20 protein-coding genes are annotated in these 22,737 nt (G+C 67.8%); 9 read left to right on the top strand and 11 right to left on the bottom strand.

Annotated elements, in window-relative coordinates; genetic code table 11:
- Positions 1-124: 124 nt before the first annotated feature.
- The 3 genes from ACF08M_RS26960 to ACF08M_RS26950 form a co-directional block, all read right to left on the bottom strand.
- The gene (locus tag ACF08M_RS26960) at positions 125-1,393 is read right to left on the bottom strand and encodes an MFS transporter (protein ID WP_392187843.1); all 1,269 of its coding nucleotides are present in this window, start codon (positions 1,391-1,393) and stop codon (positions 125-127) included.
- Positions 1,394-1,874: 481 nt separating this feature from the next.
- Positions 1,875-2,957 (bottom strand): inositol-3-phosphate synthase, encoded by a 1,083-nt coding sequence (locus ACF08M_RS26955; RefSeq protein WP_392187842.1) that lies wholly within the window; start codon positions 2,955-2,957, stop codon positions 1,875-1,877.
- Positions 2,958-3,018: 61 nt separating this feature from the next.
- A complete protein-coding gene (locus ACF08M_RS26950; protein WP_392187841.1) occupies positions 3,019-3,726 on the bottom strand; it encodes a helix-turn-helix transcriptional regulator in 708 nt (235 codons plus the stop codon).
- Positions 3,727-4,115: 389 nt separating this feature from the next.
- Between ACF08M_RS26950 and ACF08M_RS26945 the strand changes: the two genes are divergently transcribed.
- Entirely contained in the window at positions 4,116-6,818 is a 2,703-nt protein-coding gene (locus tag ACF08M_RS26945) for a transglycosylase domain-containing protein (protein ID WP_392187840.1), read from the top strand.
- Between the two features lie 111 nt (positions 6,819-6,929).
- Positions 6,930-8,423 (top strand): glycosyltransferase family 87 protein, encoded by a 1,494-nt coding sequence (locus tag ACF08M_RS26940; RefSeq protein WP_392187839.1) that lies wholly within the window; start codon positions 6,930-6,932, stop codon positions 8,421-8,423.
- Positions 8,424-8,486: 63 nt separating this feature from the next.
- On the opposite strand, the gene ACF08M_RS26935 is transcribed toward ACF08M_RS26940, so the two are convergent.
- The 3 genes from ACF08M_RS26935 to ACF08M_RS26925 form a co-directional block, all read right to left on the bottom strand.
- Entirely contained in the window at positions 8,487-9,518 is a 1,032-nt protein-coding gene (locus ACF08M_RS26935) for an alanine racemase (RefSeq protein ID WP_392187872.1), read from the bottom strand.
- A gap of 104 nt (positions 9,519-9,622) precedes the next feature.
- Positions 9,623-10,741: a lipid II:glycine glycyltransferase FemX gene (locus tag ACF08M_RS26930; protein ID WP_392187838.1), complete on the bottom strand. Its 1,119-nt coding sequence runs from the start codon at positions 10,739-10,741 to the stop codon at positions 9,623-9,625.
- 259 nt (positions 10,742-11,000) lie between these two features.
- Positions 11,001-11,321, bottom strand: coding sequence for a hypothetical protein (locus ACF08M_RS26925; RefSeq protein ID WP_392187837.1), 321 nt, complete (start codon positions 11,319-11,321; stop codon positions 11,001-11,003).
- 276 nt (positions 11,322-11,597) lie between these two features.
- Between ACF08M_RS26925 and rpsF the strand changes: the two genes are divergently transcribed.
- The 4 genes from rpsF (at position 11,598) to rplI (ending at position 13,310) form a co-directional block, all read left to right on the top strand.
- Positions 11,598-11,888 (top strand): 30S ribosomal protein S6, encoded by a 291-nt coding sequence (gene rpsF, locus ACF08M_RS26920; protein ID WP_015609864.1) that lies wholly within the window; start codon positions 11,598-11,600, stop codon positions 11,886-11,888.
- A gap of 74 nt (positions 11,889-11,962) precedes the next feature.
- Positions 11,963-12,565, top strand: coding sequence for a single-stranded DNA-binding protein (locus ACF08M_RS26915; protein WP_384446688.1), 603 nt, complete (start codon positions 11,963-11,965; stop codon positions 12,563-12,565).
- A gap of 43 nt (positions 12,566-12,608) precedes the next feature.
- On the top strand, positions 12,609-12,845 hold the full coding sequence (rpsR, locus tag ACF08M_RS26910; protein ID WP_003967857.1) for a 30S ribosomal protein S18: 237 nt from the start codon (positions 12,609-12,611) through the stop codon (positions 12,843-12,845).
- An 18-nt stretch (positions 12,846-12,863) separates the two neighbouring features.
- Positions 12,864-13,310, top strand: a complete 447-nt coding sequence (rplI, locus tag ACF08M_RS26905) for a 50S ribosomal protein L9 (RefSeq protein ID WP_266747338.1) — start codon at positions 12,864-12,866, stop codon at positions 13,308-13,310.
- Between the two features lie 89 nt (positions 13,311-13,399).
- Here rplI and ACF08M_RS26900 read toward each other — a convergent pair whose 3' ends face one another.
- Positions 13,400-14,737: an MATE family efflux transporter gene (locus tag ACF08M_RS26900; RefSeq protein WP_392187836.1), complete on the bottom strand. Its 1,338-nt coding sequence runs from the start codon at positions 14,735-14,737 to the stop codon at positions 13,400-13,402.
- Positions 14,738-15,196: 459 nt separating this feature from the next.
- On the opposite strand from ACF08M_RS26900, the gene dnaB reads away from it, so the two are divergent.
- Positions 15,197-16,675 (top strand): replicative DNA helicase, encoded by a 1,479-nt coding sequence (dnaB, locus tag ACF08M_RS26895; RefSeq protein ID WP_392187835.1) that lies wholly within the window; start codon positions 15,197-15,199, stop codon positions 16,673-16,675.
- Positions 16,676-16,964: 289 nt separating this feature from the next.
- On the opposite strand, the gene ACF08M_RS26890 is transcribed toward dnaB, so the two are convergent.
- The 3 genes from ACF08M_RS26890 to ACF08M_RS26880 all read right to left on the bottom strand — a co-directional run bounded on the left by ACF08M_RS26890 (position 16,965) and on the right by ACF08M_RS26880 (position 20,075).
- A complete protein-coding gene (locus ACF08M_RS26890) occupies positions 16,965-17,891 on the bottom strand; it encodes an NADP-dependent oxidoreductase (RefSeq protein WP_392187834.1) in 927 nt (308 codons plus the stop codon).
- Between the two features lie 29 nt (positions 17,892-17,920).
- Positions 17,921-19,084, bottom strand: a complete 1,164-nt coding sequence (locus ACF08M_RS26885) for an FAD-dependent oxidoreductase (protein WP_392187833.1) — start codon at positions 19,082-19,084, stop codon at positions 17,921-17,923.
- A 97-nt stretch (positions 19,085-19,181) separates the two neighbouring features.
- Positions 19,182-20,075: an NADP-dependent oxidoreductase gene (locus ACF08M_RS26880; protein ID WP_392187832.1), complete on the bottom strand. Its 894-nt coding sequence runs from the start codon at positions 20,073-20,075 to the stop codon at positions 19,182-19,184.
- Positions 20,076-20,145: 70 nt separating this feature from the next.
- Here ACF08M_RS26880 and ACF08M_RS26875 point away from each other — a divergent pair, with 70 nt between their 5' ends.
- A complete protein-coding gene (locus ACF08M_RS26875; protein WP_392187831.1) occupies positions 20,146-20,715 on the top strand; it encodes a TetR/AcrR family transcriptional regulator in 570 nt (189 codons plus the stop codon).
- A gap of 414 nt (positions 20,716-21,129) precedes the next feature.
- Positions 21,130-21,846: a GNAT family N-acetyltransferase gene (locus ACF08M_RS26870; protein WP_392187830.1), complete on the top strand. Its 717-nt coding sequence runs from the start codon at positions 21,130-21,132 to the stop codon at positions 21,844-21,846.
- Positions 21,847-22,055: 209 nt separating this feature from the next.
- On the opposite strand, the gene ACF08M_RS26865 is transcribed toward ACF08M_RS26870, so the two are convergent.
- Complete coding sequence (locus ACF08M_RS26865; RefSeq protein WP_392187829.1) at positions 22,056-22,655, bottom strand: TetR/AcrR family transcriptional regulator; 600 nt, start codon at positions 22,653-22,655, stop codon at positions 22,056-22,058.
- Positions 22,656-22,737: the final 82 nt, after the last annotated feature.

The raw sequence follows: 22,737 nt of genomic DNA, 5'->3' as shown, positions 1-22,737 counted from the left end.
GTCTTTCCCCCCCCGGGGGGGGGGGGGGGGTTTTTATTTTAAACCAAAACACCCCCCCCCCCCGGGTTGGGTTGGGGGGTGTTTTTAACCCAAAAACCCCCCCCCCCACCGCAGTACACACGCTTCAGAGCGCTCGCTCGGCACGGCTCCACCGGAACAGCGGTGCGGCGACGGCCGCATAGAGCATGGCCACCCCGGTCACCACCATGAACGACTGCCCATCAGGAGGCAGCATCAGGGCGGCGACCGCGGCAGCGCCCACGAACGCGACATTGAACAGCACGTCGTAGAGGGAGAAGACCCGGCCGCGGAAGGCGTCGTCCACCGAGGTCTGCACCACCGTGTCGGTCGCGATCTTCGCCCCCTGAGTGACGAGTCCGAGGATGAACGCCGCGGCGAGTATCGGCGCAGGAATGAACCAGAGCCCCAGCGCGGGTTCGAGGACAGCGGCCGCCGTCGCGCATACGGCCATCCAGCGGAACCGCCCGAGCCGTCCCACTGCCCACGGTGTCAGCACGGCCGCCGCGAAGAACCCCGCACCGGATATGCCCACAGCCAGCCCGAGGAGGGCCAGGCCCTCGGATTCGCTGTCGGACCAGGCGTACCGGCACAGCATCAGCACCATCACGGTCAGCGCCCCGTAACAGAAGCGCATCACGGTCATCGCGGCCAGCGCACGGGTGGCCTGTTTCCGCTTTGCCAGATGACGCAGTCCGTCGGCGAGTCCGCGCGCCGTGATGGCCAGAGCCTTCCGCAGCCGGATCCGGCGCCCGTCCCGATCCGGTCCGAGAAGCCCAGTGGCAAGGCTCAGGGAGGCCAGCGCCGAAGCGAGGTAGAGCGCCGCGCCCAGCAGCACCACCGCCGCGTCGGAGTCGGCGAGCCCCAGCCGTACGACGAAGGCGAGGCCGCCGCCGGCCGTGGCAGCGAGTGTGCCCGCAGTTGGTGAGAGCGAGTTGGCCAGCACCAGCCGGTCCTTGTCGACGACACGCGGCAGCGCGGCCGAGAGTCCGGCCAGCACGAAGCGGTTGACCGCGGTGACGCACAGCGCCGAGACATAGAAGAGCCAGTCGGGTGCGGACCCCAGGATCAGGAACGCGGTGCAGCAGGCGAGTGCGGCGCGCAGCAGATTGCCGTACAGAAAGACCTGACGGCGTGGCCAGCGGTCCAGTAGGACGCCGGCGAAGGGGCCGATGAGCGAGTACGGCAGCAGGAGCACGGCCATGGCGGAGGCGATGGCCCCCGCCGACGCCTGTTTCTCCGGGGAGAAGACGACGTGCGCCGCCAGCGCGACCTGGTAGACGCCGTCGGCGCACTGGGAGAGAAGTCGCACGGCGAGCAGACGACGGAAGTTCCGAAGGCGCAGCAGTACGCGCAGATCACCGACGACGGGCATGTGATCAAGGGTCACATACGTTGAGAGTCCCCGGCGGATGGGCGGTTTCCAGGCATCGTCGCAACACGTGGTCGGTCTGATCAGGCCGCACCATGTCTCTTCACGGCTTGGGCCGGGACCGACGGGCTTCCGCACGAGCCTGGGCGGCACGGGGAGTATCGCCCGTTGACCGGGTGCCGGTCGCGGCGGCTCTCGCGGCGGACCTTGGACGGGCTGCGGCCCGGTTCTGCCGTGATGGTGTGGATCGTGGCCTGTTCCCGCAACCGGTCGGCCATCTGGGTGCGGTCCGCCTTGCACCGAGAGCCGGGACGGCCCGGAGGGCGGTACCCACCGTATGGACCGGTGGTACCGCCCTCCGCCTGCCAGAGGCATGCCCGCCTCGGACGCCTCCGTTTCCCTGTCGTTCCGACTCAATGGTGCGGAAGGGAAGGAGCGGTGCCGCTCCGTACCGGACCACGTCGGCGCGCCGTATCGGGGCGTGTCAGTTGGCGACGTCGCCCTTGATGAACTTCTCGACGTTCTCGCGGGCCTCGTCGTCGAAGTACTGGACCGGCGGGGACTTCATGAAGTACGAGGACGCGGAGAGGATCGGGCCGCCGATGCCGCGGTCCTTGGCAATCTTCGCGGCGCGGACGGCGTCGATGATGACACCGGCGGAGTTCGGGGAGTCCCAGACCTCCAGCTTGTACTCCAGGTTCAGCGGAACGTCACCGAAGGCGCGGCCCTCGAGGCGCACGTACGCCCACTTGCGGTCGTCCAGCCAGGCCACGTAGTCCGACGGACCGATGTGGACGTTGTCCTCACCGAGCTCGCGGTCACGGATCTGGGAGGTGACGGCCTGCGTCTTGGAGATCTTCTTGGACTCCAGGCGCTCACGCTCGAGCATGTTCTTGAAGTCCATGTTGCCGCCGACGTTCAGCTGCATCGTGCGGTCCAGGATGACACCCCGGTCCTCGAAGAGCTTCGCCATCACGCGGTGCGTGATGGTGGCGCCGACCTGCGACTTGATGTCGTCGCCGACGATCGGGACACCGGCCTCGGTGAACTTGTCCGCCCACTCCTTGGTGCCGGCGATGAAGACCGGGAGAGCGTTGACGAACGCGACCTTGGCGTCGATGGCGCACTGCGCGTAGAACTTCGCAGCGACCTCGGAACCGACGGGCAGGTAGCAGACGAGGACGTCGACCTTGCTGTCCTTGAGGACCTGGACGACGTCGACCGGGGCCTCGGCCGACTCCTCGATGGTCTGGCGGTAGTACTTGCCCAGGCCGTCGTGGGTGTGGCCGCGCTGGACGGTCACGCCGGTGCTGGGAACGTCGGCGATCTTGATGGTGTTGTTCTCGCTCGCACCGATGGCGTCCGCGAGGTCGAGGCCGACCTTCTTCGCGTCGACGTCGAAGGCGGCGACGAACTCGACGTCCCGCACGTGGTAGTCGCCGAACTGGACGTGCATCAGACCGGGCACCTTGCCGGCCGGATCGGCGTCCTTGTAGTACTCGACGCCCTGGACCAGCGAGGCGGCGCAGTTGCCCACGCCGACGATGGCTACGCGAACCGAACCCATTCCGGTTGCTCCCTGTGTGTAATGGATGTTCCCGATGAAGCCCCGCGGATCTGCGGGGACCTCACTTTGAGGTGTCGTCGGACGGATCCGGCAGGGTGTCACCCCGGTGCCGGGGCAGGCCGTCCGTCTCTCCTGCTGTGTTCTGCGGAGCTTCGCTTCCGGGGGAGGATCGTCGCTGATCCCGTCCCGACCGCTCGCTCTCGATGAGCTCGTTCAGCCAGCGCACTTCGCGCTCCACGGACTCCATGCCGTGTCGCTGCAGCTCAAGTGTGTAGTCGTCGAGGCGCTCACGGGTGCGGGCCAGAGAGGCCCGCATCTTCTCCAGGCGCTCCTCCAGCCGGCTGCGCCGGCCTTCCAGCACCCGCATCCGCACCTCGTGCTCCGTCTGCCCGAAGAAGGCGAAACGCGCTGCGAAGTGCTCGTCCTCCCAGGAGTCGGGGCCGGTGTGCGAAAGCAGTTCCTCGAAGTGCTCCTTACCTTCTGCCGTCAGCCGGTAGACGATCTTGGCGCGGCGCCCGGTCAGTGAGGAGGCGGGGGCGACCGCACGGCCGGTGGCGGGCGGAAGAGCGGCCGGGGCGGTTCCCGGTTCCTCGATCAACCAGCCGCTGGCGACCAACGTCTTGAGGCAGGGGTAGAGGGTGCCGTAGCTGAAGGCGCGGAAGATGCCCAGCGAAGTGTTGAGGCGTTTGCGCAGCTCGTACCCGTGCATCGGGGATTCGCGGAGCAGACCGAGGACGGCGAATTCGAGGATGCCGGAGCGTCTGCTCACTCTCGTCTCCTCCTTGTCCGAGTGTCCTTGCGGAGCCCTGTGCCGAGCTGATGTACCGAGCTGATGTATCGACTCGATACATCACGACGATAGATCGGTCCCCACGCTGCGACAAGAGGGGTCATCGTGAACGGCGTCACATCGTGAATTCGTAGGCACCGACTTGCGTTGTTTGCGGTGAAGTTCGGCCCTAGGAGGGTTTTGACCGTGCGTAGTCTGTGCGGCATGCAGACCACCGGGAACCGTGAGACGGCCGCGCGCGTCAGTCTTCGCGGACTAGCCGGATGCGCTGCGGATGAGCCTGTCGCAGGGCTGGTCCGTCATTCGGGGGGACCGGATCTCAACTGCCGCTTCCAGGCGCTCTCGCCTGCCCGAGGAGTAGTCGTTCCATGAGCGAGCACCGTCGCAAAACGCCGCAACCGCAAGGTGGCGGGCGTGCAGCGACCAGACGAGCCGCCCAGCAGTCCTCAGGACGCCGCGCCGCTCCGTCACGCGGAGTAACTTCGGAGTCACCTACCGGTTCGCAGGGCGGGGAAAGCCCGTACGGCGGGCGTGCGGCGGCCAGACGGGCCGCCCAGCGAGGTGGTGGCCGCGGTGGCGGCGGTGGCCGTCGGCGCGGAGGCGGTGGCGACAGCGGACATGAGGGGCCGGGCCGGGGGCATGGCCGTGGTGGTCAGCGTCCCGCCAAGAAGCGCTTCCTCGACTACCCGCGTGCCGGGAAGTACGGCGCGCGGCGCTGGGTGCCGTCGTGGAAGCTCGTCTCCGGGCTCTGCATCGGCTTCCTCGGCCTGCTGATGGGTCTGGCCGGCCTCGCGTACGCGATGGTTGAAACGCCCCAGGTGAAGGACACCGCGAAAGCACAGAACAACGTCTATTTCTGGGACGACGGCACGCAGATGGTCGCCACGGGCGGTGAGGTCAACCGTCAGATCATCGGCTACGAGCAGATCCCCGAGGCGATGCGGAACGCGGTCATCTCGGCCGAGAACAAGTCCTTCATGCATGACAGGGGCATCGACCCCATGGGCATCGCCCGTGCGCTGAAAAACATGGCGACCGGCGGCCAGACCCAGGGTGGCTCGACGATCACCCAGCAGTACGTGAAGAACTCCTTCCTGTCCCAGGACCAGACCCTGAGCCGGAAGTTCCGGGAACTCTTCATCACGCTCAAGGTCACGAATGAGAAGGACAAGAAGGACATCATCCGTGACTACCTCAACATCTCGTACTACGGGCGAGGTGCGTCCGGGATCCAGGCGGCGGCCCGTACGTACTACAACAAGGACGCCTCCGATCTGAACCCGAGCGAGTGTGCGTTCCTGGCCACGCTGCTCAAAGGCGCTACCTACTACGACCCGGCGGGCGCTCCCGAGATCGATGCCGAGGCCTCCAAGGCGAAGAACACCGCACGGGCCGAGGAGCGGTGGAAGTGGATCCTCGACGAAGAGGTGAAGGACGGGCGTCTTTCACCCGAGAAGCGCGCCGAGTACACCAAGTTCCCGATGCCTGATCCGCCGAGGAAGAACGCCCAGCTGGGCGGCCAGACCGGCTATCTGGTCGACCTCGCCAAGTCGTACTTCCTCAACAACAACAAAGAGGGCGTCACGGCGGAGAAGCTCGCCCAGGGCGGCTACGAGATCCACACCACCTTCAACAAGAAGAAGGTCAAGGAGCTCGACGCCGCGGTCCAGAAGGTCTACGACGACAAGATCAAGCCGAAGCAACGTCCCGAGACGGACACCCACGTCCAGTTCGGCGGCGGGTCGGTGGATCCCAAGACCGGCGCCATCGTGGCGATCTACGGCGGTCAGGACGCGACCAAGCACTACACCAACAACGCCAACCCCACGGGTGCGCAGGTCGGGTCGACCTTCAAGCCGTTCGTGCTGGCGGCGGCGATGGAGTACGGCAAGCGCGACCCTTCGCTCCCCGCGGACCAGGATCTGTCGCAGCGTGAGCGGGTCTCGCCGCTGAGCATCTACAACGCCGACGACATGCTGAAGATCAAGAAGTACAACGGCCAGATCTGGACCGATGAGAACGGCAAGGAGTGGCTGCAGGCCAACGACGCCCATGAGTCGAAGGGCAACATCACCCTTCGTGAGGCGATGCAGTGGTCCGCCAACTCCCCGTACGTACAGCTCGGCATGGACGTCGGCACCGACAAGGTGAAGGACATAGCCATGGCCGCGGGGCTCAAGGACGACAACAACATGGCCGACTCGAATGTGCCGTCGTTCTCCATCGGTACGTCCTCGCCCAGCGCGATCCGTATGGCCGGCGCGTATGCGACCTTCGCCGCCAGCGGGCAGCAGCGCGAGCCCTACTCGGTCACCGAAGTGAAGTACGGGGGCAATGTCATCTACCGGCACAAGGAAGAAGCCAAGAGCGCTTTCGGTGCCGACATCGCCGACAACGTCACCGATGTCCTGAAGAACGTCGTCGAGAAGGGCACCGGTACTCCCGCTCAGCTGCCCGGCCGCGACGTGGCGGGCAAGACGGGTACGACGGACGACAACAAGTCGGCCTGGTTCGTCGGCTACACCCCGCAGCTGTCGACGGCCATCAGCATGTACCGGCTCGACGACAACGAGAAGAACGCGAACCGCAAGTTCGAGAAGATGTACGGCACGGGTGGTGAGAAGACGATCCACGGTGCTTCGTTCCCGGCCCAGATCTGGCACGACTACATGGCGGGTGCGCTGAAGGGCCAGCCGGTCCTGACCTTCCCGAAGCCGTCGCCGATCGGTGAGAAGGTCTACGGTGGCGGCGCGCAGAGCCCCAAGCCGACGCCCACCACGGAGAACTCGCCCTCGCCGTCCAACACGCCGTCCGAGTCGTCCTCGAAGACCCCGTCCCCGCCCACACCCGACCCCAGCGAAACCTGTAACCCGTGGGAGGACTGGAAGTGCCAGAACAACAACGGCGGAACCAACAACGGTGGTGCGAACAACGGCGGCATCGGCGAGCCCGGCACCAGCCCGTCGACGACTGCCCCGCCACCGGGCAGCGGCAACGGTAACGGTAACGGCAACGGACATGGTGGCGGCAACGGAGACGGCGGCGGGATCATCGGGGGTCCGGCCGGCTGACACCCGTCCGCCCGGACGGACCGGCGACCCGACCCGGTCATGAGGGCCGCCGCACCACACGGTGCGGCGGCCCTCGTCGTTCCCACAGTCCCGTACGGCAGGATGAGCGGCATGCCAAGCGCAGAAGACACGAGTGTGCACGAGGAACGGCCTGTCGTACGGCCCACGCACCAGGACGAGATCGCCGCGGCCGGCAGTGAGCTGATCGGCGGGCGGTCGGGACGCTGGGCACGTCTCGGCAGCACGGCACTCACGCCCGTGGGCGTCGTCGCGCTGGTGGCCCTCGGGATGTTCGCGCTCGGCATGGTGCAGAAGCTGCCCTGCTACAACTGGGCGTGGTTCAGGGGTGCCGGTTCGCAGTACACGCACGCCTGCTACTCGGATATTCCGCATCTCTATGTCGCACGTGGCTTCTCCGAGGGCCTTGTGCCGTACTTCGACCGGCTGCCCGGCGACATGCAGTACCTGGAGTACCCCGTTCTGACGGGGGTGTTCATGCAGATCGCGTCCTGGCTGACGCCGGGCGGATCCATTCAGCACCGTGAGCAGATGTACTGGATGGTCAACGCGGGCATGCTGATGATCTGCGCCGTGATCATCGCGGTCTGTGTCGCCCGTACGCACCGGCGCCGCCCCTGGGACGGGCTGCTGGTCGCCCTCGCGCCGGCCTTCGCGCTCACCGCGACGATCAACTGGGACCTGCTGGCCGTCGCGCTGACGGCTGCGGCGATGCTCATGTGGTCCCGCGGCCGGACGGCGGCGTTCGGCATCCTCATCGGGCTTGCCACGGCCGCCAAGCTCTACCCGGTGTTCCTGCTGGGCCCCGTCCTCGTGCTGTGCTGGCGGGCCGGTAAATGGCGGGAGTTCGGTGTGGCGACGCTCGGTGCGGCCGTGTCCTGGCTGGTGGTGAATCTGCCGGTGATGATCTACGCCCCCGAGGGGTGGAAGAAGTTCTACACGTTCAGCGAGGAACGGGGCATCGATTTCGGCTCCTTCTGGCTGATCATCACCCAGCGCACCGGGGAGCCCATCGAGGTCGCGACCGTCAACACCGTCTCGACCCTGGTGACGCTTCTGCTGTGCGCGGCCATTGGTGCGCTGACGCTGATGGCGCCGCGCAGGCCGCGTTTCGCGCAGCTCGCCTTTCTCGTCGTCGCCGCGTTCATCCTCGTCAACAAGGTCTACTCGCCGCAGTACGTGCTGTGGCTGATCCCCCTGGCCGCCCTCGCCAGGCCGCGCTGGCGCGACTTCCTGATCTGGCAGGCGTGCGAGGTCATGTACTTCCTGGGCATCTGGATGTACCTCGCCTACACGACGAGCGGGGACAAGCACCAGGGGCTTCCCACGGAGGGGTATCAGCTGGCGATCGCCCTGCATCTGCTGGGCACGCTGTACCTCTGCGCCGTTGTCGTACGGGACATCCTCATGCCGGAGCGGGACGTCGTACGACGCGACGGGTCGGACGATCCGTCCGGCGGAGTGCTCGACGGCGCCCAGGACGTGTTCGTGCTGGGGCGGGCGGCGCGTCCGCCGCGCCCCGCCGTGGCCGCCGTGGAAGGGCCGCAGGTGGAATGGGGCAGGGCGCACGGACCGGTCGCCGACTGAACGGGGCGCTCCCCGGATCCCCGGAAAGCGCCCCGTCGCCCTGCCGCTCGTCGGCGGTCGGCGCTACTGGTCGACGAGGCGGTCGAACTGAGTGGTCGTGTGGCGCAGATGGGCCACCAGCTCGTCGCCCACCTTCGGCTCCTGGGCGTCCGACGGGACGAACAGGATCGACACCTGCATGTGCGGCGGCTCGGCGAACCAGCGCTGCTTGCCGGCCCAGACGAACGGGGACAGGTTGCGGTTGACGGTGGCCAGACCCGCGCGGGCGACGCCCTTGGCGCGCGGCATCACACCATGCAGGGCCTTCGGGGCCTCCAGGCCCACACCGTGCGACGTACCGCCCGCCACGACCACCAGCCAGCCGTCCGAGGCAGCCTTCTGCTGGCGGTAGCCGAAACGGTCGCCCTTGACGACACGCGTGACGTCCAGAACGGCGCCCCGGTACTCCGTCGCCTCGTGGTCGCCGAGCCACAGCCGGGTGCCGATGCGGGCGCGGAAACGGGTCTGCGGGAACTGCTGCTGGAGTCGGCCCAGCTCCTCGGAGCGCAGATGGCTGACGAACATGGTGTGCAGCGGCAGCCGGGCCGCGCGCAGCCGGTCCATCCAGCCGATGACTTCCTCGACCGCGTCCGAGCCGTCCGTGCGGTCCAGCGGCAGGTGCAGGGCGAAGCCCTCGAGGCGTACGTCCTCGATGGCGGCGTGCAGCTGCCCGAGCTCCTCCTCCTTGACCCCGTGGCGCTTCATCGAGCTCATGCACTCGATGACGACCCGCGCGCCCACCAGGGCGTGCACGCCGTCCACGGAGGAGACGGACCGGATGACCCGGTCGGGGAGCGGCACCGGCTCCTCGCCCCGGCGGAACGGGGTGAGGACCAGCAGGTCGCCGCTGAACCAGTCCTTGATGCGGGCCGCTTCATAGGTGGTTCCGACGGCGAGCATGTCGGAGCCGAAGCGGATGGCCTCGTCGGCGAGGCGTTCGTGACCGAAGCCGTATCCGTTGCCCTTGCAGACTGGGACGAGGCCGGGGAACTGGCCGAGGACGGATTTCTGGTGCGCCCGCCAGCGCGCGGTGTCGACGTAGAGGGAGAGCGCCATGGCCGGTCCGGAACCCTTCTGGTGGCTGCGGTGTGTGGGAGGTGTGCGGAGTCGAAGCCCCATTGAAACGAATGAAGCCGGTTGCGTCAGCGGGACGACGCGTATCAGCGGCGCGACATGTAGATGTCGAGTGCCTTGTGCAGCAGCTTGTTGAGCGGGAAGTCCCACTCACCGAGGTACTCGGCCGCCTGCCCGCCGGTGCCGACCTTGAACTGGATCAGACCGAAGAGGTGGTCGGTCTCGTCCAGCGAGTCGGAGATGCCGCGCAGGTCGTAGACGGTGGCCCCCATGGCGTACGCGTCGCGCAGCATCCGCCACTGCATCGCGTTCGAGGGCCGGACCTCGCGCTTGTGGTTGGCGGACGCTCCGTACGAGTACCAGACGTGCCCGCCGACGATCAGCATGGTCGCGGCCGCGACGTTCTCGCCCTCGTGCCGGGCGAAGTACAGCCGCATCCGGTTGGGGTCCTCATTGTTGAGGGCCGTCCACATGCGCTGGAAGTAGCCCAGCGGACGAGGACGGAAGCGGTCCCGCTCGGCGGTGATCTCGTACAGCCGCTGCCACTCGTCGAGCTCCGCGTAACCGCCCTGTACGACCTCGACGCCGGCCTTCTCGGCCTTCTTGATGTTGCGTCGCCACAGCTGGTTGAAGCCCTTGTGGACGTCTTCGAGCGACCGGTTCGCCAGCGGCACCTGGAAGACGTAGCGAGGCTGTACGTCACCGAATCCGGCGCCGCCGTCCTCGCCCTGCTGCCAGCCCATCTTCCGCAGCCGGTCGGCGACTTCGAAGGCGCGCGGCTCGATGTGGGTGGCCTCGACGTCACGCAGCCGCTTCACGTCCGGGTCCTGGATGCCCGACTTGATGGCGGTGGCGTCCCAGCGACGGATGATGACCGGCGGGCCCATCTTCACGGAGAAGGCGCCCTGTTGCTTGAGATGCGTCAGCATCGGCTGGAGCCAGTCGTCCAGATTCGGGGCGTACCAGTTGATGACCGGGCCCTCGGGCAGGTAGGCGAGATAGCGCTTGATCTTGGGCAACTGCCGGTAGAGCACCAGGCCGGCGCCGACGAGCTGTCCGCTCTTGTCGAACCAGCCCAGGCTCTCCGAGCGCCACTCGGCCTTCACATCTGCCCATGCCGGGACCTGCATGTGACTCGCCGCGGGCAGGTTCTGGATGTACGCCAGATGCTGCTCTCGGCTGATGGTCCTCAGGGTCAGGCTCATGCGGGGCGCTCCTCGGCAGGTGTGTCCCCATCGGTCAGGGGCTCCGGCTCTCGCGCCGAAGCCTACTGCGACCGGGAAGCGCGGCGTCTGGCCCTATGGAACCTTGCCGGTCCGTCCCGGCCGGAACGGACCGGCAACGTCCTGGGCCTTCCGGGGAGCGGATGGACCCGTTCCCGCACGATGCCCGGCGCCAGGGCCCGAAAGGGTCCTCGCGCCGGGCATCGTGCTACCGGCTGTATCTGGTCGTGTCTGTCGCGGATCAGCCCACCAGGCCGCCGAAGAGGCCGCCGTGGGCCATGCCCAGGAAGAACCCGATGGCGGACGCGCCCATGCCGATGATCAGCGGGAACCGCTCGCGTGTGGTCACCGAGATGTACTGCCCGTACGCACCCGCCAGGATCCCGATGAGTCCGGCCCACGAACTGATCAGATGCAGGTTGTGGAACATCGCCGTCACGAAGGCGAGTGCTCCGAGGACGAGCGTCACCACCACCAGGGTTTGCTGGAGCGGGTGAGGCCTGCCGTCCGTGGCGAGAAGGGAAATCCGGGGACGGGGACGGGATCGTATTGCCTGTGCCATGGAGACCTCCTGGCCGGAAGGTGGCGCGTTGTGGCGCCACTCACATCCGATGTGTCCAGATTGCGTCTCCTGAGCACCGGATTTCAACCGGAAGCCGGTGTGCGGGTACTCTGTACGGTCTGCACCGGTGTCTGCCCAGGCCAGCACGTCAGCCCCTCTCGACGGAGGGTGTTGTCGGTGGTGGCTGTTCCACTCGGAGACACTGATGCTCACGCATCACGACCCTCCTGCCACGGAACGACCGTGGCCGCTGAGTCCAAAGGAGGTGGGTTCCACATGCGTCACTACGAGGTGATGGTCATCCTCGACCCCGATCTCGAGGAGCGCGCTGTCTCCCCGCTGATCGAGAACTTCCTTTCCGTCGTCCGTGAGGGCAACGGAAAGGTGGAGAAGGTCGACACCTGGGGCCGTCGTCGTCTCGCTTACGAGATCAAGAAGAAGCCCGAGGGCATCTACTCGGTCATCGACCTGCAGGCCGAGCCTGCGGTCGTCAAGGAGCTCGACCGCCAGATGAACCTGAACGAGTCGGTCCTCCGGACCAAGGTCCTCCGTCCCGAGATCCACTGAGCATCTAGCTCAGCGGTCATCGGGTCCGAGTAGCAGCAAGCAGCCAGAAGCAATCCCCGCCGAGAGGTTCACCCATGGCAGGCGAGACCGTCATCACGGTCGTCGGCAATCTCGTCGACGACCCCGAGCTGCGCTTCACCCCGTCCGGTGCGGCGGTCGCGAAGTTCCGCGTCGCGTCCACTCCCCGCATCTTTGACCGGCAGACCAATGAGTGGAAGGACGGCGAAGGCCTGTTCCTCACCTGCTCGGTCTGGCGGCAGGCGGCGGAGAACGTCGCCGAGTCGCTCCAGCGAGGCATGCGCGTTGTCGTGCAGGGCCGGCTGAAGCAGCGGTCGTACGAAGACCGCGAGGGCGTCAAGCGCACGGTCTACGAGCTGGATGTCGAGGAAGTCGGCCCCAGCCTCAAGAACGCCACGGCCAAGGTCACCAAGACCACCGGTCGCGGTGGTCAGGGCGGCCAGGGTGGATACGGCGGCGGCCAGCAGGGCGGCGGCAACTGGGGCGGCGGTCCCGGTGGCGGTGGCCAGCAGGGCGGCGGCGGCGCTCCCGCCGACGACCCGTGGGCCACGAGCGCTCCGTCCGGCGGTCAGCAGGGCGGAGGCCAGCAAGGCGGAGGCGGTTGGGGCGGAAGCTCCGGCGGCTCCGGCGGCGGCTACTCGGACGAGCCCCCCTTCTAGGGCGGCTCGTACCCCCACTTCTTGATCACACAGGAGAAACACCATGGCGAAGCCGCCTGTGCGCAAGCCTAAGAAGAAGGTCTGCGCGTTCTGCAAGGACAAGACCCAGTACGTGGACTACAAGGACACGAACATGCTGCGGAAGTTCATTTCCGACCGCGGCAAGATCCGTGCCCGCCGCGTGACCGGCAACTGCACGCAGCACCAGCGTGACGTCGCCACGGCCGTCAAGAACAGCCGTGAGATGGCGCTGCTGCCCTACACGTCCACCGCGCGATAAGGGAAGGGTGACCGAATCATGAAGATCATCCTCACCCACGAGGTCTCCGGCCTCGGTGCTGCGGGCGACGTCGTCGACGTCAAGGACGGGTACGCCCGTAACTACCTGGTTCCGCGTGGCTTTGCCATCCGCTGGACCAAGGGTGGCGAGAAGGACGTGGCGCAGATCCGCCGCGCCCGCAAGATCCACGAGATCGCCACGATCGAGCAGGCCAACGAGATCAAGACCAAGCTCGAGGCCGTGAAGGTTCGTCTGGCCGTTCGCTCCGGCGACGCCGGCCGTCTCTTCGGCTCCGTGACCCCGGCCGACATCGCCTCGGCGATCAAGGCCGCCGGTGGCCCCGACGTCGACAAGCGTCGCGTCGAGCTCGGCTCGCCGATCAAGACGCTCGGCGGACACCAGGTGTCCGTGCGTCTGCACCCCGAGGTCGCTGCTCAGCTCGGCATCGAGGTTGTTGCTGCCTAAGGGCATAGCTCATCAGAGCAGGTGAAGGGCCGTACCCAGTGGGTACGGCCCTTCACTGTTTCACGTGAAACGGGGCGTGGGCCGCCGGGTCAGCGAGTGGCGCCGGTGATGATCCACCTGCCCGACCGGGTGCGCAGCCAGAGTGTCGCCATGCGGACGGTCATCATCAGGCCCATCGCCCACCACAGCGCGGTCAGGCCGCCGCCGACTGCCGGCACCAGCAGAGCCGCGGGGGCGAAGGACGCCAGAGTGATGAGCATGGCCCAGGCCAGGTACCGGCCGTCCCCGGCTCCCATCAGCACTCCGTCCAGGACGAAGACCACTCCGGCGATCGGCTGGGACAGCGCCACCACCAGCAGCGCCGGGAGCAGGGTGTCTTGTACGGACCGGTCGCCGGTGAACAAGGGCACGAACAGTGGCCGGGCAAGGACGATCAGGGCCCCGAACACCACCCCGGAAACGATGCCCCACTGCACCATGCGACGGCATGCCTCACGTGCTCCCCTGGTGTCATCGGCTCCCAGATAGCGGCCGATGATGGCCTGCCCCGCGATGGCGATGGCGTCGAGCGCGAAGGCCATCAGGCTCCAGAGCGAGAGGATGATCTGGTGCGCGGCGATCTCGGTGTCGCCGAGACGGGCGGCGACGGCTGTGGCGATCATCAGGACGGCGCGCAGTGACAGGGTGCGGACCAGCAGCGGAACGCCCGCCCGGGCGCTGGCCTTGATGCCTGCGGCGTCGGGGCGCAACGAGGCGCCGTGCCGGCGCGCCCCCCGTACCACCACGATCAGGTACGCGGCGGCCATGGAGACCTGCGCGATCACTGTGCCCCAGGCCGACCCGGCGATGCCGAGTCCGGCGCCGTAGACGAGTCCCGCGTTGAGGGCCCCGTTGGCCGCGAAGCCCCCGACGGCGACATAGAGCGGGGTTCTGGTGTCCTGCAGACCACGGAGCACGCCGGTCGCGGCCATCACCACGAGCATGGCCGGGATACCGAGACTGGAGATCCTGAGGTACGTGGTGGCATAGGGGGCTGCTGTGTCGGAGGCGCCGAAGATGTCCACGAGCCAGGGAGCTGTGGGGAGTGCGAGAGCGATGACGACGATGCCCAGCAGGAGGGCCAGCCAGATGCCGTCCATGCCCTGCCGGATCGCGGAGGCCGCATCGCCCGCTCCGACCCGTCGCGCCACTGCCGCCGTGGTGGCGTACGCGAGAAAGACGAAGATGCTGACGGCGGTGGTCAGCAGGGCGGCGGCGACGGCCAGACCGGCCAGCTGCGGTGTGCCGAGATGGCCGACGATGGCGCTGTCGACCATCACGAAGAGCGGCTCGGCGACGAGTGCGCCGAAGGCAGGGACGGCGAGCGAGATTATCTCGCGGTCGTGCCGTCGACGACTGGGTGGCGAGCTCGCCGGGGCCTGGGTCACAGGGGTCAATCTAATCTTCCACAGGTAATAGATGCAATGCCTTGGCGGTCCTTACGTTTGCTCAGGATCGGCGTTCTCCCGTGCGCTGTTTGTCGTGATCTTGTGCCGACTCGGAAAGTTTTTCTCCCCCACAGCCCGTGGATGGAGAAACTCCAGGTCAGGGCGCTGATGGTTGGGGGGCTATGAGTTTGTCCACAGTGCTGTCCCCCGCTCCGTGCACAGGTTCCGCAGACTTCTCCACAGCATCTGGTCCGTCGTCCACATGCCCTGTGGATAACCAGATTGGCTGACGGTGCTGAGCGGCCTAACGTGGTCCGGCGCCCGCACCCTGTTCCGGCCTTGGAACCCCGTAGAACTCGACGCGCCGGAACCGGAGTCGGGCGTCTTGTTTGTCGGTGCTGTGCCGTAAGAAAGAGTGGCACGGCGAGGTCCGCGGAGCGGACGGGAGGAGGTGGCCCGGTGAGCATTCCCGAGCCTTTGGACGACCCCTGGGCCGACACCGGTCCCAGTGATCGTCTGCCCGTCACCCGCCAGCGCCGGGGCGGGGGCCGGGACCGCGGAGAGCAGCACGAACGCGGCAGGGAGAGCGACGGATGGGAGGGCGGCTCCCCCGGTTTCGAGCGGGTGCCGCCCCAGGACCTCGACGCCGAGCAGTCGGTCCTCGGCGGCATGCTCCTGTCCAAGGACGCCATCGCCGATGTAGTGGAGATCATCAAGGGCCACGACTTCTACCGCCCCGCCCACGAGACCGTCTACCAGGCGATCCTCGACCTCTACGCCAAGGGTGAGCCGGCCGACCCGATCACGGTGGCGGCCGAACTGGTCAAGCGCGGTGAGATCACCAAGGTCGGCGGGGCCCCGTATCTGCACACCCTCGTCCAGTCCGTGCCGACCGCGGCCAACGCCTCGTACTACGCGGAGATCGTCCACGAGCGGGCGGTTCTGAGGCGTCTCGTCGAGGCCGGGACGAAGATCACGCAGATGGGATACGCGGCCGACGGCGATGTCGACGACATCGTGAATTCCGCGCAGGCCGAGATCTACGCCGTCACCGAGCAGCGCACCAGCGAGGACTACCTGCCGCTCGGCGACATCATGGAGGGCGCTCTCGACGAGATCGAGGCGATCGGTTCGCGCAGCGGCGAGATGACCGGGGTGCCGACCGGCTTCACCGACCTCGACGCCCTGACGAACGGCCTGCACCCCGGCCAGATGGTCGTCATCGCGGCCCGTCCGGCCATGGGTAAGTCCACGCTGGCGCTGGACTTCGCGCGGGCCTGTTCGATCAAGAGCAATCTCCCCAGCGTGATCTTCTCCCTCGAAATGGGGCGCAACGAGATCGCGATGCGACTGCTGTCGGCCGAGGCACGGGTCGCGCTGCACCACATGCGCTCCGGCACCATGACCGACGAGGACTGGACGCGGCTGGCCCGCCGGATGCCGGATGTTTCGGCCGCCCCTCTCTACATCGACGACTCCCCGAATCTCTCCATGATGGAGATCCGGGCGAAGTGCCGTCGCCTGAAGCAGCGCAACGACCTCAAGCTCGTGGTCATCGACTATTTGCAGCTGATGCAGTCCGGCGGTTCGAAGCGTGCCGAGAGCCGCCAGCAGGAGGTCTCGGACATGTCCCGAAACCTCAAGCTGCTCGCGAAGGAGCTGCAGCTTCCGGTCATCGCGCTCTCTCAGCTGAACCGTGGCCCCGAGCAGCGCACCGACAAGAAGCCCATGGTCTCCGACCTGCGTGAATCCGGATCCATCGAGCAGGACGCCGACATGGTGATCCTGCTGCACCGCGAGGACGCCTACGAGAAGGAGTCCCCCCGCGCGGGCGAGGCCGACCTGATCGTGGCCAAGCACCGTAACGGCCCGACGGCGACGATCACCGTGGCTTTCCAGGGGCACTACTCGCGCTTCGTGGATATGGCACAGACCTGAGCGAGCCATGTGTAGCGTCTCAAATTTGGTGTCGGAATCTCACGGCTGGTGCCGGACAGAAGCCGGATCCGACACGGCACTGAGATGGGCAGCTCGCGCCTGTACCTCGGTCGCTCGCGCCGGTACCTCGGTCGAGTAACCACTCCGGCGGCCCCGAGTGGGGTCACCGGAGTGTTCGAGCCGTGAGGCTTGTTACGCCCTCTTCGAGCTGGGCGCGTTGAGCCCCCGGTCAAGGGCCGGCGGCCGGTACCCGGGCGCCAGGCGGTGAGCGCGACCAGGCCCACGGTTGTCAGGGCACGGTGATGACGATCTTGCCGCGCGCGTGGCCGGTGGCGCTGACGTCATGAGCCGTGGCGGCCTCCTTCAGCGGGAACACGGCGTGCAGTGGGACGGTGAGGCGGCCGTGGTCGGCGAGGTCGGCCGCCAGCGGCAGTCCTGCCCAGCCCGGCGACTCTCCCGCTTCGGAGCGGGAGTACCGTACTCCGTGCCGGCCGGCATCGAAGTCCGCGATGGTCACCACGCGGCGCGGGTTGCCGGCAATGGCCACCAGTTCGGCAAGAGAGCCCTTACCGGCCGCGTCCAGAACCACGTCGATGCCGTGCGGAGCCAGCGGGGCAAGGCGATCGGCCAGCCCCGCCCCGTAGGTGACCGGTACGACGCCGAGCTGGCCGAGGAAGCCGTGGTTGCCTTCGCTCGCGGTGCCGATCACGGTGAGGCCGCGAGCCCGGGCGAGTTGCGCGGCGATGGTGCCGACGCCTCCGGCGGCACCATCGATCAGCAAGGTCATGCCTTCGGCGGCTTCCAGCGCGTCCAGTACACGCGTGGCTGTGTCGATATTGCCCGCGGCGCCACCCGCTTCCTCGAAAGACCATGACTGAGGCTTGGACGCCCACGCCTCCAGCACGGCGTACTGGGCCGCGGCGCCTCCCTGATCCACGAAGGGGACGAGGCCGAAGACCGCATTCCCCACGGCGGTGCTGGTCACTCCCTCTCCCACCTCGTCGACGATTCCCGCGGCATCAATGCCGGGGATGTGAGGGAAGTCCACGGTGGTGATGTCCCGCAGCATCCCTGAACGCAGGTACCAGTCAGCAGGGGTGACACCGGTGGCACGTACCGCGATGCGGACCTGACCTGGCCCGGCGTGCGGCTCTTCGACCTCCTCCATACAAAGGACCTCGGAACCGCCATAGCGGTGGTACTGCACAGCAAACACGAACAACCTCCGTAGGCGTGGCAAATCGTTCAGCAGGGGAGCTTGCAGTCACTCACCTCTGCGGCACTGTCAGATCCCCCTTGTTCTCGGCCGGTGAAGAAATTGATCACCTCTTGGGGGGTGGGATTGTGGGCGACTGCGGCGGCGGCTGCCGCGCTGCGCGGGAACAGCCCTCGCTCGTACTCCGTGAGGGCGGTCTCGATGTCATCGGGGCGTGCGGCGAGGGCCTTTCCGAGTTCGGCGCCGTCCAGCATGGCCAGGCCGGCGCCTTCACCGTTGGGCGTCGAGAGATGGGCGGCGTCGCCGAGCAGGGTCACTCCCGGCACCCGGTCCCAGCGGTGCCCGACCGGCAGGGCATGGAGGGGACGCAGGACCGGCGCGGTCCGGCCGGCGGTGATCAGGGCGGTGAGTTCCGGTGCCCAGCCGTCGTACTCCTGCGCGATCCGCGCGGTGGCTGCTGCGGCGTCGGTGAAGTCGAAGGTGGCGAACCAGTCCTGCGGCTTGGCCAGTGTGATGTAGGCGTGGAGGGTCCCGCCCTTCTCCCGGTGAGCCACGAGCCACTTCCCGTCCCCGTCCGGGTCGAGCGCGACGAGCGTCCCGCCGCCGACCGCTTTCGCGGTGGCCGGGTGTCGGGTGTCGGCGTCGTGCAGGCAGGTCTCGACGAAGGACCGGCCGACGTATTCGGGTGTGGCGTCGGAGAGCAGCGGTCGGATTCGTGACCACGCGCCGTCCGCGCCGACCAGGAGGGTTGTGACGACGGCGGTGCCGCCTGCGAAGGTCACCTCGTGGCGGCCCCCGGCGAGGGCACGGACGCCGGTGGCCTTGTGGCCCCATCGGACGGTGCCGCCGGGAAGTGCGTCGAGCAGGATCTGCCGCAGCTCGCCGCGCTGTACCTCGGGGCTTGTGCCCGTGCCGTCGTCGGTCTGGTCGAACAGGACGGCCCCGTCCCGGCCGAGAAGCCGCACCGCTTGGCGGCCCTCCAGGATGAGGCCACGGAACTCGTCCATCAGGCCGGCTGCCTTGAGGGCGAGTTGGCCGTTGTAGTCGTGGATATCGAGCATCCCGCCCTGCGAACGGGCCGCCGGGGAGGGCTCCGCCTCGTAGACCGTGACCGGGAGGCCGTGGAGGCGCAGGACGCGGGCCAGGACGAGGCCGCCGAGTCCGGCGCCGATGATCGTGACAGGAGTGTGCATGGGACTCCTTGGGCGTCGCGCACCTGCCGGGTGGGCCCCGGCAGGACTGCTGGAAAGAGGGCAGCCTGCCGGGCCGTGCGACCGGGCAGGAAACGGTTCAGACGACTACGACCCGGCGCCCGCACGTGTGACCGGCCTGGCTGTCGATGTGCGCTGCCGCGGCCTCGGCGAGCGTGTACGACTTCTCGACCGGGATGTGGAGCTTGCCCTGCGAGATGAGGCCGACGGCCTCGGCGAGCGCTTGCGGCACGTTCCCGGTCACGCCGGAGTACCGGACACCGAGCTCCGGTGCGCCGAGATCGGCGATGGAGATCACCCTTTGCCTGTCCCCGGTCAGGTCGACGAGTTCGCGAATCACGCCCGAGCCGGCCAGATCGAGAGCCGCGTCGACCCGGCCGAGCCGCCGCACCCGCTCCGCCCAGCCCTCGCCGTATGTCGTGGCGAGGGCGCCCAGGCTCCGTAGAAAGTCCTGGTTGGCGGCCCCGGCCGTGCCGATCACCGTGATGCCGCGGTCCCGGGCGATCTGCAGCACCGCCGATCCGACTCCCCCGGACGCACCGCTGACCAGCAGCGTCTGCCCGGGCCGCACACCGACCTCGCGGATGACGCGCAGCGCGGTCTCCACCACGGAGGGGTACCCGGCCGCCTCTTCGAACGTCAGGCCCTCGGGCATACGGGCCCAGGCCGACAGGACGGCGAACTCGGCATAGGTGCTCGAGCCTCGCCCGAACACGTGGTCGCCGGCCCCTACCCCGTCGACGCCCTCGCCGACCTTGTCCACCACCCCGGCGGCGTCCTGCCCGACTCCGGCAGGCAGCTCGATCGGGCGGACCTTCTGGAACTGGCCTTCGCGGATCCTCCAGTCGACGGGGTTCACGCCCGCCGCCCGCACGGCGATACGTATCTGACCGGGGCCCGCGTGGGGTTCCTCGGCGTCTTCGAGGTGGAGAACGTCGGGACCGCCGAACTCGGCGAAGCTCACTCTCTTCATGCGACCGACCGTAACACTAACGGTTAGTGTTTTATATCTGTTATTGATTCGTATTTGGTAGTGTCAGGGCATGACCGTGCCGACCGGACGCCGTGAACGCAAGAAGGCCGCGACCCGCCAGAAGATCGCTGACGCCGCCCTGCGGCTCTTCCTGGAACGCGGGTACGACGCGGTGGGCATCCGTGACGTGGCCGCCGAGGCCGATGTGGCCGTCACCACGCTCTTCTCCCACTTCGCCTCGAAAGAGGCCCTGGTGTTCGAGCAGGACGACAACTTCGAACAACGCCTCACCCGTGCGGTCACCGACCGGGCACCGCACGAACCGCTGATCCCCGCACTGCGCCGCGAGATCCGGGCCATGGTCCGGCACTGCACGGCGGACGGCGCCGCCTCGATCTACCGCATGATCGACGAGTCACGTGCTCTGCGGGAGTACGAGGAGTCGATGCGGCTGCGCCATGCGGAGTCGCTGGCCACGGCCCTCGTCGCCAATCCCGGCCTGTCACAGAGCGCAACGGCCTGCCGGGCGATCGCGAGGTTCGTGATCGACGCCTTTGCGCTTGCCCGCGAGGCGGCCGACCCGCAGGCCGCCGTGGATGAGATCTTCCAGATGATCGAGGCGGCCTGGGAAGTCACCTGACCTTCTGCGAGCAGCCGCCAGGGTCGCGGTTGGCCGCGGCCGAGGGTGGGTGAAACGCGTCGGCCACCGCGGCGGCGCACGAAGCCGACGCCGCCGAGGCAGGCGACGACGAGCCGCTCGAACTCGCTGTCGGCATGCAGCGTGATGGCAATGATGACCACTGCGCGAACATCACCCGCGAGGTCGGGCCCACCCCAGCGGCAGGCCCGAGAGCGTCAGGATCTCCTGCAGAACATCTTGACACGACCATGACGCTGAAGCTACGTCGATCGGTGTGAGACGACACGAGAACCCGCAGGTCACTGGGCGATCCATGGCGCCGCCCGCGAGCTCCTCCACCATGGGCAGGGTCTCAGGTTTCGTGTGGGAGGAATCCGGTCGCGCTCCGGTTGCGGAATCGACAGGATGCGATCCATGGCTGACGATCTCTTGCTTAATCGCGCCCGGGAGCTGTGGGCGGAGCTGGCGGACGCACCGGTCGAGTTCTGCCCCTCGGGAGGGGCGAAGGTCGTGGTCGCGCCCGGGTCGCGGTTGTCGCCGTCGTCGTGGACCGGGGTCGTACGGATCGGTGACGCCGTCATCGTCACAGCGCCGAGTGCGCGGGCCGCCGGGATGGTGGCCGAGGCCGCGCGGAGGATGTCCCACAACGAGCTCGTCGACATCGCTCGTCTGCGCTCGGTGCTGCCTGTACGCGATGTCCTCGGGCCGGCTTCGCTCTTCTATCTCGGCCGAGACGGCTTTCTCCCCGCCCATGAAGGCACCGAGGTCGAACAGTTGCCGATCGGTGACGGCGGCCTGGCCGCGCTGCCGGCCCGGTCCGGGAAGGAGGAGGCCGGCGAGAGCGGTCTGGAGGATATTTCCTCTCCCGCGTTCTGCCTTCGCCGGGGCGGCGAGGTGGTCGCCGCGGCCGGTTACCGGTCCTGGCCGCTGTCGGTGGCCCACCTGAGTGTGCTGGTTGCCCCACAGTGCCGGGGCCGGCGCCTGGCCCGGGCCGTGGCGTCCGCAGCAGTGGCCCATGCCCTCGATGCCGGGTTCCTGCCGCAGTGGAGAGCACGGCTCCGTCCATCACAGCGTGTGGCTGTAGCTCTGGGGTTTCAGGAACTGGGTACCCAACTCAGCGTGCTGCTGTAGCTCTGGGGTTCCAGGAACCGGGTACCCAACTCGGGGTTCGGCTGGGCGACATCCTCTTCAGCGGGCGGCGTCGAACTGGCGCACCACCTGGGGGCAAGGCTTTCAGGACCGTCGTGGAGTGGTCGAAGTCGCCGATATCGGTGAGCTGCCGTCCGGACCGGTGGCCACCACCCTGATCAATCCGTCGGGTCCGTCGGGGCCGGGGCGGCTCAGGACGGCGGGATGACGTGTGTGACCACCAGTTCCACCAGCCGGTCCACCGTGCCCTCGGCCTCGGGATCGCCCTCGGGGCCGGCGAGAACGGCGGGCAGTGTGAAGTGCTCCAGCAGCAGGCCCGTCATGGCCAGGTAGAGCACCAGGAAGGCGTCTGCGTCACCCGGCAGACCCGCCTCCCGGTGGAACCGGGCGCTCTCCTCGACGTTGGCGCGGACGGTCTGCGTCAGACGGTCGCGGAGCGCCGGGCGGCGGGTGGCCTCCAGGCGGAGTTCCAGCATGGCGAGGTAGCCGGTGCGGTCGTCCGCCATGCGCTGCACCAGCCATCGCATCAGATCGGTGACCAGCTCACGTGAGGGAGCCGGGCGCATGGCTTTCTCGACCCTGGCCGGGTCCGGTGTCATCCGGACGGTGATGCGGGCGGCTGCCTGCATGAACAGGTCGTCGCGGTTGGCGAAGTAGTTGGAGGACGTGCCCATCGGCACGCCCGCGCGTGCGTCGACGGCGCGGAACGTGAGCCCGCGCGCGCCCTCGCCCGCCAGCACCTCGATGGCGGCATCGACGAGCGCTGTTCTGCGCTCGGGGTTCCTGACCATGCCTGGCCTCCCTCGTCTTCTCTTCGGATCCTTCGCGGAAACAGGTTGCATAACCACTACACATGAAGCACTCTAGTTGAAG

Source organism: Streptomyces sp. NPDC015032, from assembly GCF_043080425.1.
Lineage (GTDB): Bacteria > Actinomycetota > Actinomycetes > Streptomycetales > Streptomycetaceae > Streptomyces.
The sequence above is the reverse complement of the archived record's forward strand: the minus strand, read 5'-3'. Positions and strand labels throughout refer to the sequence as shown.

What these genes read in the sequence shown, in the direction of transcription:
- ACF08M_RS26960 (WP_392187843.1), bottom strand. Translation starts at nt 1,393, where the DNA reads ATGCCCGTCGTCGGTGATCTGCGCGTACTGCTGCGCCTTCGGAACTTC.
- ACF08M_RS26955 (WP_392187842.1), bottom strand. Translation starts at nt 2,957, where the DNA reads ATGGGTTCGGTTCGCGTAGCCATCGTCGGCGTGGGCAACTGCGCCGCC.
- ACF08M_RS26945 (WP_392187840.1), top strand. Translation starts at nt 4,116, where the DNA reads ATGAGCGAGCACCGTCGCAAAACGCCGCAACCGCAAGGTGGCGGGCGT.
- ACF08M_RS26940 (WP_392187839.1), top strand. Translation starts at nt 6,930, where the DNA reads ATGCCAAGCGCAGAAGACACGAGTGTGCACGAGGAACGGCCTGTCGTA.
- ACF08M_RS26935 (WP_392187872.1), bottom strand. Translation starts at nt 9,518, where the DNA reads ATGGCGCTCTCCCTCTACGTCGACACCGCGCGCTGGCGGGCGCACCAG.
- ACF08M_RS26930 (WP_392187838.1), bottom strand. Translation starts at nt 10,741, where the DNA reads ATGAGCCTGACCCTGAGGACCATCAGCCGAGAGCAGCATCTGGCGTAC.
- ACF08M_RS26925 (WP_392187837.1), bottom strand. Translation starts at nt 11,321, where the DNA reads ATGGCACAGGCAATACGATCCCGTCCCCGTCCCCGGATTTCCCTTCTC.
- rpsF (WP_015609864.1), top strand. Translation starts at nt 11,598, where the DNA reads ATGCGTCACTACGAGGTGATGGTCATCCTCGACCCCGATCTCGAGGAG.
- ACF08M_RS26915 (WP_384446688.1), top strand. Translation starts at nt 11,963, where the DNA reads ATGGCAGGCGAGACCGTCATCACGGTCGTCGGCAATCTCGTCGACGAC.
- rpsR (WP_003967857.1), top strand. Translation starts at nt 12,609, where the DNA reads ATGGCGAAGCCGCCTGTGCGCAAGCCTAAGAAGAAGGTCTGCGCGTTC.
- rplI (WP_266747338.1), top strand. Translation starts at nt 12,864, where the DNA reads ATGAAGATCATCCTCACCCACGAGGTCTCCGGCCTCGGTGCTGCGGGC.
- ACF08M_RS26885 (WP_392187833.1), bottom strand. Translation starts at nt 19,084, where the DNA reads ATGCACACTCCTGTCACGATCATCGGCGCCGGACTCGGCGGCCTCGTC.
- ACF08M_RS26880 (WP_392187832.1), bottom strand. Translation starts at nt 20,075, where the DNA reads ATGAAGAGAGTGAGCTTCGCCGAGTTCGGCGGTCCCGACGTTCTCCAC.
- ACF08M_RS26875 (WP_392187831.1), top strand. Translation starts at nt 20,146, where the DNA reads ATGACCGTGCCGACCGGACGCCGTGAACGCAAGAAGGCCGCGACCCGC.
- ACF08M_RS26870 (WP_392187830.1), top strand. Translation starts at nt 21,130, where the DNA reads ATGGCTGACGATCTCTTGCTTAATCGCGCCCGGGAGCTGTGGGCGGAG.
- ACF08M_RS26865 (WP_392187829.1), bottom strand. Translation starts at nt 22,655, where the DNA reads ATGGTCAGGAACCCCGAGCGCAGAACAGCGCTCGTCGATGCCGCCATC.